Annotated in this window: 16 protein-coding genes; 6 read left to right on the top strand and 10 right to left on the bottom strand. The window is 58.8% G+C overall.

The window, feature by feature from the left end; all coding sequences use genetic code 11:
• Positions 1–3: 3 nt before the first annotated feature.
• Positions 4–534: a molybdopterin-dependent oxidoreductase gene (locus tag IG197_RS31480; RefSeq protein WP_192320747.1), complete on the bottom strand. Its 531-nt coding sequence runs from the start codon at positions 532–534 to the stop codon at positions 4–6.
• A 374-nt stretch (positions 535–908) separates the two neighbouring features.
• Between IG197_RS31480 and IG197_RS31475 the strand changes: the two genes are divergently transcribed.
• From IG197_RS31475 to IG197_RS31455, 5 genes are all read left to right on the top strand, one after another.
• Positions 909–1,676: an autoinducer binding domain-containing protein gene (locus IG197_RS31475; protein ID WP_192320745.1), complete on the top strand. Its 768-nt coding sequence runs from the start codon at positions 909–911 to the stop codon at positions 1,674–1,676.
• A gap of 42 nt (positions 1,677–1,718) precedes the next feature.
• Complete coding sequence (locus tag IG197_RS31470; RefSeq protein WP_192320743.1) at positions 1,719–2,372, top strand: acyl-homoserine-lactone synthase; 654 nt, start codon at positions 1,719–1,721, stop codon at positions 2,370–2,372.
• Positions 2,373–2,391: 19 nt separating this feature from the next.
• Positions 2,392–2,634 (top strand): hypothetical protein, encoded by a 243-nt coding sequence (locus IG197_RS31465; RefSeq protein WP_192320741.1) that lies wholly within the window; start codon positions 2,392–2,394, stop codon positions 2,632–2,634.
• The gene (locus IG197_RS31460) at positions 2,634–2,891 is read left to right on the top strand and encodes an N-acetyltransferase (RefSeq protein ID WP_192320739.1); all 258 of its coding nucleotides are present in this window, start codon (positions 2,634–2,636) and stop codon (positions 2,889–2,891) included. The genes IG197_RS31465 and IG197_RS31460 overlap by 1 nt, the downstream gene beginning before the upstream one ends.
• A 377-nt stretch (positions 2,892–3,268) precedes the next feature.
• On the top strand, positions 3,269–4,726 hold the full coding sequence (locus IG197_RS31455; RefSeq protein WP_192320975.1) for an NAD-dependent succinate-semialdehyde dehydrogenase: 1,458 nt from the start codon (positions 3,269–3,271) through the stop codon (positions 4,724–4,726).
• 252 nt (positions 4,727–4,978) lie between these two features.
• On the opposite strand, the gene IG197_RS31450 is transcribed toward IG197_RS31455, so the two are convergent.
• From IG197_RS31450 to IG197_RS31425, 6 genes are all read right to left on the bottom strand, one after another.
• Positions 4,979–6,019: a succinylglutamate desuccinylase/aspartoacylase family protein gene (locus IG197_RS31450; protein WP_192320737.1), complete on the bottom strand. Its 1,041-nt coding sequence runs from the start codon at positions 6,017–6,019 to the stop codon at positions 4,979–4,981.
• 12 nt (positions 6,020–6,031) lie between these two features.
• On the bottom strand, positions 6,032–6,781 hold the full coding sequence (locus IG197_RS31445) for an amino acid ABC transporter ATP-binding protein (RefSeq protein WP_192320735.1): 750 nt from the start codon (positions 6,779–6,781) through the stop codon (positions 6,032–6,034).
• Between the two features lie 88 nt (positions 6,782–6,869).
• Positions 6,870–7,529, bottom strand: coding sequence for an amino acid ABC transporter permease (locus IG197_RS31440; protein WP_192320733.1), 660 nt, complete (start codon positions 7,527–7,529; stop codon positions 6,870–6,872).
• Positions 7,519–8,178 carry an amino acid ABC transporter permease gene (locus IG197_RS31435; RefSeq protein WP_192320731.1) on the bottom strand — a complete coding sequence of 220 codons (660 nt, stop codon included), beginning with the start codon at positions 8,176–8,178 and terminating at the stop codon, positions 7,519–7,521. Before IG197_RS31435 ends, IG197_RS31440 begins: the two co-directional genes overlap by 11 nt.
• The gene (gene ehuB, locus IG197_RS31430) at positions 8,175–9,062 is read right to left on the bottom strand and encodes an ectoine/hydroxyectoine ABC transporter substrate-binding protein EhuB (protein WP_246765473.1); all 888 of its coding nucleotides are present in this window, start codon (positions 9,060–9,062) and stop codon (positions 8,175–8,177) included. Before ehuB ends, IG197_RS31435 begins: the two co-directional genes overlap by 4 nt.
• A 111-nt stretch (positions 9,063–9,173) precedes the next feature.
• Positions 9,174–9,878, bottom strand: coding sequence for a hypothetical protein (locus IG197_RS31425; RefSeq protein ID WP_192320729.1), 705 nt, complete (start codon positions 9,876–9,878; stop codon positions 9,174–9,176).
• Between the two features lie 142 nt (positions 9,879–10,020).
• Here IG197_RS31425 and IG197_RS31420 point away from each other — a divergent pair, with 142 nt between their 5' ends.
• A complete protein-coding gene (locus tag IG197_RS31420) occupies positions 10,021–10,269 on the top strand; it encodes a multiprotein-bridging factor 1 family protein (protein WP_371746595.1) in 249 nt (82 codons plus the stop codon).
• A gap of 157 nt (positions 10,270–10,426) precedes the next feature.
• On the opposite strand, the gene IG197_RS36965 is transcribed toward IG197_RS31420, so the two are convergent.
• Genes IG197_RS36965 through IG197_RS31410 form a run of 3 tightly spaced genes read right to left on the bottom strand, consistent with a single transcriptional unit; the run spans position 10,427 to position 11,855 of the window.
• Complete coding sequence (locus IG197_RS36965) at positions 10,427–10,579, bottom strand: hypothetical protein (RefSeq protein WP_371746594.1); 153 nt, start codon at positions 10,577–10,579, stop codon at positions 10,427–10,429.
• Positions 10,561–10,770, bottom strand: coding sequence for a hypothetical protein (locus IG197_RS31415; RefSeq protein WP_371746601.1), 210 nt, complete (start codon positions 10,768–10,770; stop codon positions 10,561–10,563). The genes IG197_RS36965 and IG197_RS31415 overlap by 19 nt, the downstream gene beginning before the upstream one ends.
• 14 nt (positions 10,771–10,784) lie before the next feature.
• On the bottom strand, positions 10,785–11,855 hold the full coding sequence (locus tag IG197_RS31410) for a conjugal transfer protein TraB (RefSeq protein WP_192320960.1): 1,071 nt from the start codon (positions 11,853–11,855) through the stop codon (positions 10,785–10,787).
• Positions 11,856–11,908: the final 53 nt, after the last annotated feature.

Genomic DNA, 11,908 nt, shown 5'->3' with positions numbered 1-11,908 from the left:
GTCCTATTGTACGATCAGACGGGATAGTTGCCATACCGAGCGCGAATAGAATTTTTGGCTCTGAAGCTCGGGATCACGATCGTAAGGGTAGACAATGAAAAGCGGGCCCTTGTCGCTGACGGGCATATATTGACCGTCACGTTTGAGCGCCAGGAGTACGCCATAGTCTGCAAAATCCTTTAACGGGATTGTCGTGCTATAGTCGTTGAGCGCGACTGCGACGACCTCTTTCCCGTGGGCTGCAATGAGCTTCATGATCCGATCAAGAGGCACACCCTCAAATTTATGCATACCGGTAAACCACGGCGTCTTGGTGTCGATTGACGTCAGCCCCATGTCCTCAAGCATGGCGCGGTCAAACTGGGCACTGCCACTCGCATTGGTGACACCAATGTTACCTTCGATTGTCAGGATCGGAAGCCCTTTGGGGGACGGGAGTTTACCGTCTTCCGACTGGGCCCCAGACAGCGCAAGGAGCACTATTGACGATGCGATTGCTAGCGCCCGGATGATCGAAGAAGACGGGTGGTACATCGCGAGCTCTCCCTGATGCTATTGTGATACTCCAGATGCTGACAGAGCTCGCTGAAGAACATATTAACATTACGTAATATATGCATGACAATCACAACAGCGCCTACGGCCACAGCTGACACGCAGCTTGAGGGCTGGATCGCAGTGCCCGATGGTCGATGCCGACGCCACGCTCGACCCGCGCCACGGTGCATAAAATTAAGTTATCTTAGATTGCTAAGAAAGCATCACCTAAGACAAAAAATGGCCATTGACTTAATCGGCAATTCTACTTCTCATACCGTAATTCATACCGAACATAATAATTTTTGTTAGATTGTGCCTTGCTATCTGATCAATTATCATTGCTTCTTCAATGCTGTCAGGGCGCGCAAATGCCGACGATACAAACCGAAGAACAAAGGCAAATCCTTAAACTGGGGCAGGCCGCCTCCGAGATTGCCGAGGCCAAGACGACAGCCGACGTCCTCAAATCTCTCCAAGGATATCTTGCGCGCTATGGCTTCAGTGACCTCCTGATCAGTGGCCTCCCCGTTCCCCAGGATCGACACTGGCACCGCGAGATCCTCTGTGATGGGTGGCGTCAGGAATGGTTCTGTCGCTATGTCGAGCAGGAACATTTTGAATATGACCCCTGTGTCGGCCGATGCAGGCGAGGGGCTTTTCCTTTCCTCTGGAGCGATTTGCAGCCGGAGCTCATGTTGCCACGCGCAAAGTTGGTGATGGACGAGGCGAGAGATTTCGCAATGAAAGACGGGCTCTGCGTCCCAATCCATATTCCCTTCCGCGGAGCTGCGGTTGTGACCGCAGCGGGGGACCGAATAGAATTATCTCCGTCTGAGCGGCCTCTGGTTGAAGCTCTGTGTTTGAAGGCCTTTCAAACGATTTGTCGGCTTGAAGGGCGCGTTGATTCCGAATGCTGGCCGACCCTCGGACCAAGAGAAGCCGAAGTCCTCCAGTTGAGCGCCGGCGGCAAGTCGGCGCGAGAAATTGCGATTATCTTGAACGTGTCAAAATTTACAGTTCAGTCGCATCTTCGCCACATCCGCGAAAAGCTTGACGCGAACAACGTCTCACGAGCCATTTCAAAAGGGATGTCATCTGGTGAAATACAAGCTGGCAATGACCACGTTGTGCGATAGCGACAAACGCTCCGGCTCACTACAAACAGGCAGGAGGTCGCCATGGGTCGTATCGTCATTGTCGATTGGTCAAACAAAGCGCTCTTCCAGGAACAGCTGGAGCGGCATTTTCAACTGCGTCATGAAATCTACGTCATCGAGCGAAAGTGGCAGGCACTTGCACGTCCCATCGACATCGAGATGGACGCGTTCGATACGGAGCATGCCATTTATCTGCTTGCTCTGGATAGCGCTGGCGACGTGATAGGCGGATCCAGGTTGGTTCCAACGACCCAGCCCCACCTGCTAGGCGATGTCTTCCCACAACTCGCCAATGGCTCGGCGCCTCGGGCACCTGACATCTATGAATGGACCCGCTTCTTCATCGCATTTCCGCACCGTACTACAGGCAAATCCGCACGCCCAGCAGGGGAGGTGCTTTGCGGTTTGCTGGAAGTAAGCCTGCGGTTGGGGATTCGAAAGATCAGCGTCGTGTGCGAAGCGTTCTGGCCGGACCGCCTGAGGACACTGGGCTGGAAGGTGGAGGTTCTTGGTGAACGGTTGCAGCGCGAAGACTGCGAGATAGTCGGTGCACTCATCGAGGTGTCCCAGGCCGCGCTCGAAAGCACCAAGCGCTTTTACGACATTGAGGGATCGGTGCTCCATCCGCCCGACACGCTCCCGCCAGTTCGTGCGACTGAAGTCGTTGGGCCATAGCCAGAAAGAGGCGTCACATATGCAGCTGCATCTCCGCAAGCTTCTACTCTCCGACGCGCACCTCTCCTCTGCGATATGTGTGAACGAAGACCAACAGGCGTTTTCCGGCGGTCACGCATGGCAGATCAGTGAGCACCTGCGCAGCAGTCCATATCCTGAGGCCGTCAACCCCTTCATGGTAGTCCACCGTGAAAATGCTGTTGGCTTCTTCGTCCTCAGACAAAAGCGCCAGCACTCCCTAGCTGGGCATCGCCCGATGTAATGACGTTGCACAATTTTCGCATCGGCTCTCAGTTCCTGCGCCAGGGCATTGGCGCCGCTACCGTTCGGAAGGCTGCACAATGGGTGACTGAAAGCCGCCCTACGGTTTCGCAGCTTATGTTGGCAGTGAATGCTGAAAATGAACCGGCCGCTGCCCTTTACCACAGCTGCGGCTTTCGTCTCACTGGCGCTACATCAGATGGCCGCATCGGTCGCGAAAATATCATGACGGGCGACATCGCCACCATGGTCGCCTAACGGCCGTCAATCGGAACTGCTCAATCGCGCTCCCCGTGCTCGCTTCCGGCGTAACCATCGTTTCTCGAATAGGCCGAAGCTTTAGGAGTAACGCACCGGCAGGCTTCGTATGTAGAGCGAAGCTCTGGCCCAAGATCTTTCCTGCGCGCTGTATCCCGTGTCGAGCAGCTACACGGAGAACGGACTGCGGATCCGGCCTCTTCCCACACACTCGCGAAGGACACCGGGCCGTCACCCGTTCTCCAAAAAATGGCTACCGTGGGTCTACCTGCCGATCGGGGAGGCTCTATGCCAAGCCGAACGCTTGCCGCATACATAACATCCAGCTAACAGAACGCCACTTTAGGGAGGAGCTGGTATTGCCCTTGCGCCTGCCGATGATCCGACATCTGAAATCTGCCCACCTCTTTGTCGACGTCGACAACGTGTCGGACCTCCCCACGCGTGCCAGCGATCGGACTTTCGAGGTCTTTAATCCATCGACGGGCGAGTTGTTGGCTGAAATTCCCGACATGGGCGTTGAGGAAACGCGTGCCGCAATCGACAAGGCTTATATCGCCCAGCCTGAATGGGCAGCGTTGACCGCTCGAGAGCGCAGCGACATGCTTTGGCGCTGGCATCAACTGATTGTCGATCACACCGACGATCTGGCTGCCATTCTCACTGCAGAGATGGGCAAGCCATTTGCGGAAGCCAGGTCAGAGGTGGCGCATGCGGCTGCGTATCTGCAGTGGTACGCCGAAGAGGCCAATCGCATCTATGGGGAGACGATCTCCGCGCCGTCGACAGACCGGCGCATGCTGGTGATCAAGCAACCTATCGGCGTTGTCGGCACAATAACACCATGGAATTTTCCGGCCTCGATGGTGGCGCGCAAGATATCACCAGCCCTGGCTGCCGGCTGCACGATCGTCTTCAAGCCTGCCGAACAGACGCCGCTCGTGGCTGGCGCAATGTTCGCGCTCGCCCACCAGGCCGGCTTTCCCAATGGTGTCATCAACCTGGTTTATGCTTCAGAAGGCGACGCTGTCGGCCGCGAACTCTGCTCCAACCCTAAGGTCCGCAAGATCAGTTTTACGGGCTCCACTGAAGTCGGCCGGCTCCTGATGCGGCAATGCTCGGATCAAATCAAGAAAGTCAGTCTCGAGTTAGGTGGCAACGCACCCTTCATCGTCTTTGACGATGCCGATATCGACGCTGCAGTTGACGGCGCGATCCAGGCAAAGTTCCGCAACGCAGGCCAGACGTGCGTTTCGGCAAACCGCCTTTACGTCCAATCGGGCGTTCACGAAGAATTCGTCGACAAATTCACGAAGAAGGTTCGCCAGCTTTCAGTCGGTGACGGCTTTGATCCGGGCGTAGCGATCGGCCCATTGATCGACAAGCGTGCTCTGGCAAAGATCGAATCCCATATCGCCGATGCCGTCGCAAATGGTGGCGTCGTTCGATGCGGGGGCAATCGGATCGGCAGCGAGGGTACGTTTTTCCAACCGACGATCCTCACTGAAATCTCCAGAGACACGACAGTGGCACAAGAGGAGACTTTCGGACCGTTGGCACCCATCATTCGCTTTGAAGATGCCGATCATGTCGTTCGTGACGCCAACGACACCATCTACGGCCTCGCAGCCTATTTCTATGCTTCCAACCTGAAACGCGTCTGGCGCGTGGCCGAAGCTTTGGAATACGGCATGGTGGGCATCAACACAGGACGAATGTCCTCCGAAGCTGCCCCTTTTGGAGGGATCAAACAGTCCGGTATCGGGCGCGAGGGTTCCCGCCACGGGCTCGAGGACTACCTTGAGATGAAGTATCTCTGCATGGGCGGCATCTAGTCCAGCTGCGGGCTCTGGCGGCAAATGCAACCTGGCCGGCGACGCACCAGGTGCGCTGAGAGCGCCTCTCTGTATGAACTTCGCGGAAACTCAATTCGCCGCGACGCCGTCTTGGAGCCGTGCGCCGCCTAGTGGAAAGGCGATGAATCTAATGATCCCGCCGATGATCAGCAACTTGATTGGCGGGCCTTCCGTCGATCTTTTCCAGGAATGTAACGCCAATGGGATCTACCTGTTGGGCGTGATCCCTAATCATGCGGCTAAATTGATGCGAGGGACTTGGGGCAGCGGCATGTCCACCACAAGCTTGAACAGGCAATCTCCGGGCTCGGTCAGTGCCGGAGCACGTTGACAGGCGACAAGGCCAGACTGCGCGAAGTGAACTGACCTGGCAGGCTCCGACGGCCCAGCAGTCGGATGAATTGTGCCGGCAATATCTCCGGCCTGAACCTCGTCTCCCACCGCCACGGCAGGCTCGAATATCCCTCTGACGGGCGCATAGGTGAAGGCCTGCCTGCCATCGACCCGCATGGATCGTGTCGGCCCTGCCGGCTCGACGATGGCGTCGGGCAGGATGCCCATATGCTTCAGCACACGCAGCACCCCGTCGCGCGCGAGCTTTTCACCCGCCCGTGACAGTGACGCCCCGCCGCCCAGTTCGGTGGTCAGGGCAGGAATGCCAAGCGCCTGAGCTGTCGCCGACAGGGTTGTGGCGCCACCGCCGCCCGAACCGTCGCTGATCGAGCCGATGGGAGCGCCGAAGACATGCATGAGCTCGACGAGCCGTGCCGTCTCGGCAGCAGTCTTGCCCACGCGGATCAGGCAGCAGGGAAGATAAAGCAGCGAGGTGCCACCGGAATGCAGGTCGATGACGATGTCAGCGAGCGGCAGCAGCACCTCGGAGACATAGTGGGCGATCATGTCAGTCGGCGAGCCATTGGCGTCGCCGGGAAACATCCGGTTGAGATTGCCCTGATCGAGCGGCGACACGCGTCTGCCTGCGTCGACCGCGGGATAGTTCAATGCCGGCAGGATGATGATGCGGCCGCGGAGTTCGCCGGCATCGAGCTGCCGGGCGAGCTTGCTCAGCGCAACCTGGCCTTCATACTCGTCGCCATGATTGCCTGATATCAGAAGAGCGGTCGGGCCGACACCATTCCTGATGCAGACGATCGGGATCGGAATGGTGCCATAGGCGGAACGGTCACTCGAAAACGGCAATCGCAGGCACGAGATCTGCTTGCCGTCTTTGTCGAAATCAACGTCCGTCCAGATGCGTGTGTCGTTCGTCACCGGTCCGTCCTCTCAATGCAGCAGCGTGTTGAGGAAAGACTGGGCGCGCGGATGACTGGGCGTCGAAAAGAACGTCATCGGCGATGCCTGTTCGACAATGCTGCCCTGATCCATGAACACGACCTGGTCGGCAACCTCGCGGGCAAAGCCCATCTCGTGGGTGACGCAGATCATCGTCATGCCTTCCTGGGCCAGTCCGGTCATGACGTCGAGCACCTCCTTGACCATTTCCGGATCCAGTGCCGAGGTTGGCTCGTCGAACAGCATCAGGCGCGGGTTCATGCAGAGCGCCCGCGCGATCGCCACCCGCTGCTGCTGTCCACCTGACAGTTGCGCAGGGTATTTGTCGGCCTGTTCGGGAATGCGGACCTTTTCCAGGAAATGCCGCGCCAGGCTTTCGGCCTCCTTGCGCGGCATGCGAAGTACCCGCCGCAGTGCCAGCGTGCAGTTCGACAACACAGTCAGATGCGGAAACAGGTTGAAGCTCTGGAACACCATTCCGGTCTGCCGCCGGGCCAATGCTGTCTCCCTGGCATTGTCGCCCAGCCTGACCGTGCCAAGCGTGACAGTTCCCTGCTGGTAGGCTTCAAGTCCGTTGAGGCAACGGATCAGGGTGGATTTGCCCGAACCGGACGGCCCGCAGATCACGACGCGGGATCCGCTTGGGATGGTGAGGTTGACCTCATTCAATACATGGAAGGCGCCATACCACTTGTTGAGCGAGGTGATCTGGACGGCAGGTTTGTCGTCTGTGAGGGTCATGAAGTACCTCTGCAATCGCTTGAAGGCAGCGATCTAAGTGTGTGACTTTGTGTAAACGTGACTGCCGACTGGGCTGCCGGCGTGTCGGCTATCTGGCTGTCGGCCCCATCAACTTGTTTTCAAGCCGTTTGATGCCTTGCGAGATGAGCAGTGCGAGGCCGAGGAAGATCAGGCCGGCGACCGTCAGCGGCTCGGCATAGCGGTAGGTCTCGGAGGCGATATCGAAGGCACGTCCCAGCATCTCCGGCACCGCAAGTACCGCCAGATAAGGTGTCGCCTTGAGGATCGAGACGAAGTAGTTGCCCATGGGTGCCGCGATGTTGCGCAGCATCTGCGGTGCAATGACAAAGACGGTCATATCGATCCTGCCGAGCCCAAGCGCCCTTGCGGCCTCGCCCTGGCCGTTGGGGATGGCATCGATGCCGGCTTTGAACACCTCCGCGAGATAACCGCTGTAATAGAGGCTGAGCCCGATCATGCCTGTGGCAAGCGCACCAAGGCGAATGCCGTAAAAGGGCAGAATGAAATACAGGCAGTAGAGCCAGACCAGCACCGGCGTTGCCCTGATAAAGTCGATCAGGAAGCGGACGAACAGCCCTCCCGGCCCGCCCGAGCGGCGGATGAGTTCAAGGCCGAACCCGACTGCCGAGGCTCCGACGCAGCTGATTGCTGCCACCAGCAGCGTCATGCCAATAGCACTGAGGATGCTCGGCACCGTCGACAGCGCGAAGGCGATATCAAACTGCACGATACGCCTCCCTTGCCGGGTTGATGCGCCGTTCCACCCAGCGCCCGAGCAGTGCAACCGGATAGCAGACGATGAAATAGGCCAGCAGCAGCGAGCTGTAGATCGGCACCGGATCGTACTCGATCTGAGAGATCTCCTTGGCGCGGAAGGTCATGTCGGTCAGCGTCACCAGCGAGACAAGCGATGTCGCCTTCACCAACTGAATAAGCTGGTTGATAAAGGTCGGGCTCATCGCGACCAGTGCCTGGGGCAGTTCGATGCGCAACAGGATGGTGGCACGCGACAGCCCCAGTGCCTGGCCAGCTTCCTTCTGGCCACGATCCAGTGCCTGCAGGCCGGCTCTGACGGCCTGGCTGGCATAACCGCCAATGTTGAGGCCAAGCACCATGGCACTGACAGTCATTGCCGACAGCGCCAGTCCGGCAAGCGGCAGGGCGTAATAGAATACGAACAGCAGGATGATGACGGCGGAGCTGCGCCAGAACTCGATGACCGACGTCACCACGAACCGCGCCGGGCCCGTGGTCATGTATTGGGCGACGCCGAAGATGAGGCCGAAGGGTATGGCAAAGACAAGGCCATAGAGCGTCACCAGAGCGGTGACGCGAAAGCCCTGCAGGATGCCGAGCCAGATTTCGAAGATGGTCATTTGCCGGCACCAGCCCTACCGCAGAGCTTCTCGACGGTGACGGTATCAGGCACTGTCTCGGTCTCGCCAAAGCCATATCTGGCCATGACCTTGGTCACCGTGCCGTCCTTCGTCAGTGCCACAAGCCTTTCATCCCACAGTGCCCTGAGATCCTGGTCTTCGCTGCGGAACGCGACGGCGGCATAAGTTGCCTGTTCATCTGTCGTGACGAAGGGTGTTGCACTCTCCAAGCCCTTCAGTTTGCCGCTGGCAAGCAGGCCGATCACTGTTGGCGAAGACAGCACCGTCACATCGATGCGGCCGGCGCGCAGGGCCGAGATGTTGGCCTCGATGTCGGGAAACAGCAGCATGTTGCTTTCCGGCACGCCGGCGACAGTCGCATTCCTGACCGACACGCTGCCGCGGCCGGCACCCATGATGATCTCTTTGCTGACGATGTCGTCAAAGCCATGGATCTGCTTTGGATTGCCAGAAAGCACGATGGCCGCATCGTGGACCTTGAGATCGGGTGTCCCAAAGGCAACCTGCCTGCAGCGCTCCGGCGTGATCGAGAGACCGGAGGCCACCGCATCGAAGCGGCCGGCCAGCAACCCTGGGATCAGGGCGCCGAATTCGGTGACCCTGATGTCGATCTCCTTGACGCCAAGTTCGGCAAAGGCAGCCCGCAACAGATCAGGATGCCATCCCTTTGCCTCCCCTGTGGCTTCATCGCGAAAGCCCCATGGCGTCCGGTTGTGAATGCCGATGACGATCTTGCCTTCGCGCAGGATGCGCTCCTTCGTCGTCTCGGCAAAGGCCGGACCACCTGGCATGGCAACGATCAGCGCGAGCAAACCGCACCACATGAATGCAAGTCGCAGGCGTACAGAACTTCCGAAGGTCATTCTCTCTCTCCCATTGATGTAAAAGGTGCCTGCCCAACCGCCGATCCGGGGCACGCGTGATGTGTGGCCGCGTGGCATCGCTGCCTCGCCTCCTGCGAAGCAGCTATGCGCTCAGCTTCGCCGTGGATGGCTTTCGCGGGCTATGGTGCCGTCGGGCATGGATGAGCGAAGGCGGTTCGTCTCGCCGTCCAGGCCGCGATGCTCAGCGTGCTGCCGCCGGCTATCCGCCGGCAGCACGTCCGCGCCGCGGTCACCCAATGCCTGGAGATCCGCCAGGACCGACTGAATTTGCGGCCAGGGGAATGCCGATGTGTCGCCCATGTTCTCGCCGCCGCCGGCAATGATCTTCAGCTTGGCGATCACCCCGGCCAGTGATTGGGCGGGAGTGGCGGCAACAGCGTCGAGGATCTCTTCTTCGGCCTCAACGGCCTGCGTCTCGGCAGCCCGGGCTCGTGAGTATCCGAACTCCTGGTCGAGCTCGTTCCAACGCGACTGGTGATCTGCTGGCTGCGATGCGCTCTGCTGGTCCTTCTCAGCTCCAACGCGTGGTTCAGAAGCCTGCAGGGCATTCCTGATCCTTATCTCCAGACGCTGCTGCAGCCGGCACAAAACCACGGCCATGTGGTGTGCTTGTTCCCATTCCTGCAGCAGGACCACGCATGGGTCGATGGTGCCAAGCAAACGCGCGGCGATCTTCTCGGCCGGTCTTACGCCAACCGAGCTGTCACCTTCCGCCTCGTCATCCACAGCACAGCTCTTCCTTCGTCCCCCTCGGGTGACGAAAGGCAAAGCTGTGGTATTGTCGGAATCAGCCATGATCCGAGCTCCAACCAGCTTGGGTTTGGTCAGGCCGAAGAAGGTGTTGACGCACCTTTTTCGGCCGTTTGTGACCTCTTACCGCATTACTGCGCGGCCATCGGACAATGTCAACCAAAAATGATAAATTTCGACAATTAGAATGATTTCAGTTGAGCAATGTAGAGGCGCGCGGGCAATGCTGGGATGGAGTCAGGATGAACTTGCTCGTCTTGCGGCGATCTCGCGTGCCACGATAGTTGATTTTGAACGCGGGGCACGAATCCCTCATCGGAACAGTCTCACTGCAATCCGCAGGGCATTTGAGGCAGGCGGTATTCAGTTCATTCCGGAAAACGGTGGTGGGGCGGGATTGCGGTTTGAAAAGCCAACAAATAGTTTGGGCGATTGATAGATTAATAGTCCGACTTAGCTCGCCACCCTCAGTTAGAGAAAGCTGATGAGAGTGGCCTCAGCCGTTCAAGATACGACCACGGGCCTTAGCGTCTGATCCTAGAATGTAGGGACGCTTTTAGGTTTTCCGCCAAAGTATGAATTGCTTTGGTCCGCTACAGTGAGCAAGCATTGCAAGGGCGTGGCAAGCCTCCTTGAGCATTGCGATGAAGCTCGTTGCAGCTTGACGACGGCCTATGAGCGACGGGCTCCGACACGTCGTTGACACCGACCCCGGCCGGAAACTGCGTCAGCCCCACGCGGACCACAGCCTGCGCAACGTTTCTGCCATATGATCTCCTTCGCTCTTCTGGCGGCCCTGGCTTTCGGAGCCAGGATCAATCGTCCGTCGGATTTGACGTTGACGGATCGGGCGAACCGACTGCGGCGACAAATTGTTCGACGATTGCCGACTTCCGCTCAGAGTCAGGGCACTGTTGATCAAGGCAGCGTCGAGCATGACGGGCTCCAAGTTCAAGTGTTGAAGGAAATCACGAGGGGTTTGTCGAAGAGCCGCGCCCAGGCCTCTGTGCTGGCGCGCTGAATGTCGACAATCGAGGTTCCGGCCCAGCCGTTTCCAACTGCAACGATGAAATCGGGATCCGAGAGCATCGACTGCAGCACAGGCCACACGACCAGTTGCTCGTAGCAGATCAACGGTGCGAAACGCGAACCGGCGACGGGATTGGCAAAGAAATACGCCCGCGCGCCGCCGCTTGTCCCCAACCACCTCCGCCACGGCTGCCACATCGATCCGGGCACCGGCATGCGCTCGCGATAGAGGACATCGCCACCAGCTTGAGAGATCGCAACCAGCGCATTGTCATATCCCTCGCCGTTGATGACGGTCGCTCCGGCGATGATGGTCAGTGACGTTCCGGCAAGAGCCCTTGTCCAGAGTCGTTCGACTGTTGGCGTCCAGGCGCCAAGCGCACCTTCGGGTAGCACGGCCACGCGCGCGTCAACGGGGGGTTGCGCACGCACCGTCGCAATGAGGTCACGCTGACGCTGAAGACCAGCCTCGCGTCCGAGTGAGGAACCAAGATTGAGATCGACGCCATGCCATGCTTTGGGTAATTTTGCATCGGTCCAGGACGCGACGGACCAGAGCCAGAAGCCTGCCAAGACTATGGTGGCAGCCGGCCGACGCCAGGTCGTCATGACCGCAAGGCCGGCTGCCATGGCAACGAGTCCAGCCCAACTCCATGCCGGGAAGACACCGCCCGCCGCGTTCAGCGGATGCGCCCAGCCAACAATACCGAAGGGCGGGATCGTCATAAGCCCGCAGGCGACGCTAAAGCGAACTGCCCGCCGCCATCCATCGCGCTTTGTCCACAGGACAGAATGAACAAGGACGAACGCACTGGATGCGAAAAGCCAAAGCAGAAGCCCAGGCCAAAGATCGGACGCGTAGAAATCGGCGACGCCCTGGGGAAGTCTACGCGACGCCGCAAGAAAATAGGCCACAGATACCAAGGCCGCCATCCCGCGGCTTGGCGCCAACGACCATAGGGCCGGGAAGGCGATGGAAAAAGGGAGAGCCAATCAGCCCCGCCGTCGCAGCTATTAGTTTCACCAGCCTGCGCCGACGGGTATGG

The sequence above is a fragment of the Aminobacter sp. SR38 genome, assembly GCF_014843375.1.
Taxonomy (GTDB): Bacteria; Pseudomonadota; Alphaproteobacteria; order Rhizobiales; family Rhizobiaceae; genus Aminobacter; species Aminobacter ciceronei.
This window is presented reverse-complemented; position numbering and strand designations above follow the sequence as displayed.

What these genes read in the sequence shown, in the direction of transcription:
- IG197_RS31480 (WP_192320747.1), bottom strand. Translation starts at nt 534, where the DNA reads ATGTACCACCCGTCTTCTTCGATCATCCGGGCGCTAGCAATCGCATCG.
- IG197_RS31475 (WP_192320745.1), top strand. Translation starts at nt 909, where the DNA reads ATGCCGACGATACAAACCGAAGAACAAAGGCAAATCCTTAAACTGGGG.
- IG197_RS31470 (WP_192320743.1), top strand. Translation starts at nt 1,719, where the DNA reads ATGGGTCGTATCGTCATTGTCGATTGGTCAAACAAAGCGCTCTTCCAG.
- IG197_RS31465 (WP_192320741.1), top strand. Translation starts at nt 2,392, where the DNA reads ATGCAGCTGCATCTCCGCAAGCTTCTACTCTCCGACGCGCACCTCTCC.
- IG197_RS31460 (WP_192320739.1), top strand. Translation starts at nt 2,634, where the DNA reads ATGACGTTGCACAATTTTCGCATCGGCTCTCAGTTCCTGCGCCAGGGC.
- IG197_RS31455 (WP_192320975.1), top strand. Translation starts at nt 3,269, where the DNA reads ATGATCCGACATCTGAAATCTGCCCACCTCTTTGTCGACGTCGACAAC.
- IG197_RS31445 (WP_192320735.1), bottom strand. Translation starts at nt 6,781, where the DNA reads ATGACCCTCACAGACGACAAACCTGCCGTCCAGATCACCTCGCTCAAC.
- IG197_RS31435 (WP_192320731.1), bottom strand. Translation starts at nt 8,178, where the DNA reads ATGACCATCTTCGAAATCTGGCTCGGCATCCTGCAGGGCTTTCGCGTC.
- ehuB (WP_246765473.1), bottom strand. Translation starts at nt 9,062, where the DNA reads ATGACCTTCGGAAGTTCTGTACGCCTGCGACTTGCATTCATGTGGTGC.
- IG197_RS31425 (WP_192320729.1), bottom strand. Translation starts at nt 9,878, where the DNA reads ATGGCTGATTCCGACAATACCACAGCTTTGCCTTTCGTCACCCGAGGG.
- IG197_RS31420 (WP_371746595.1), top strand. Translation starts at nt 10,021, where the DNA reads ATGATTTCAGTTGAGCAATGTAGAGGCGCGCGGGCAATGCTGGGATGG.
- IG197_RS31415 (WP_371746601.1), bottom strand. Translation starts at nt 10,770, where the DNA reads ATGCTCGACGCTGCCTTGATCAACAGTGCCCTGACTCTGAGCGGAAGT.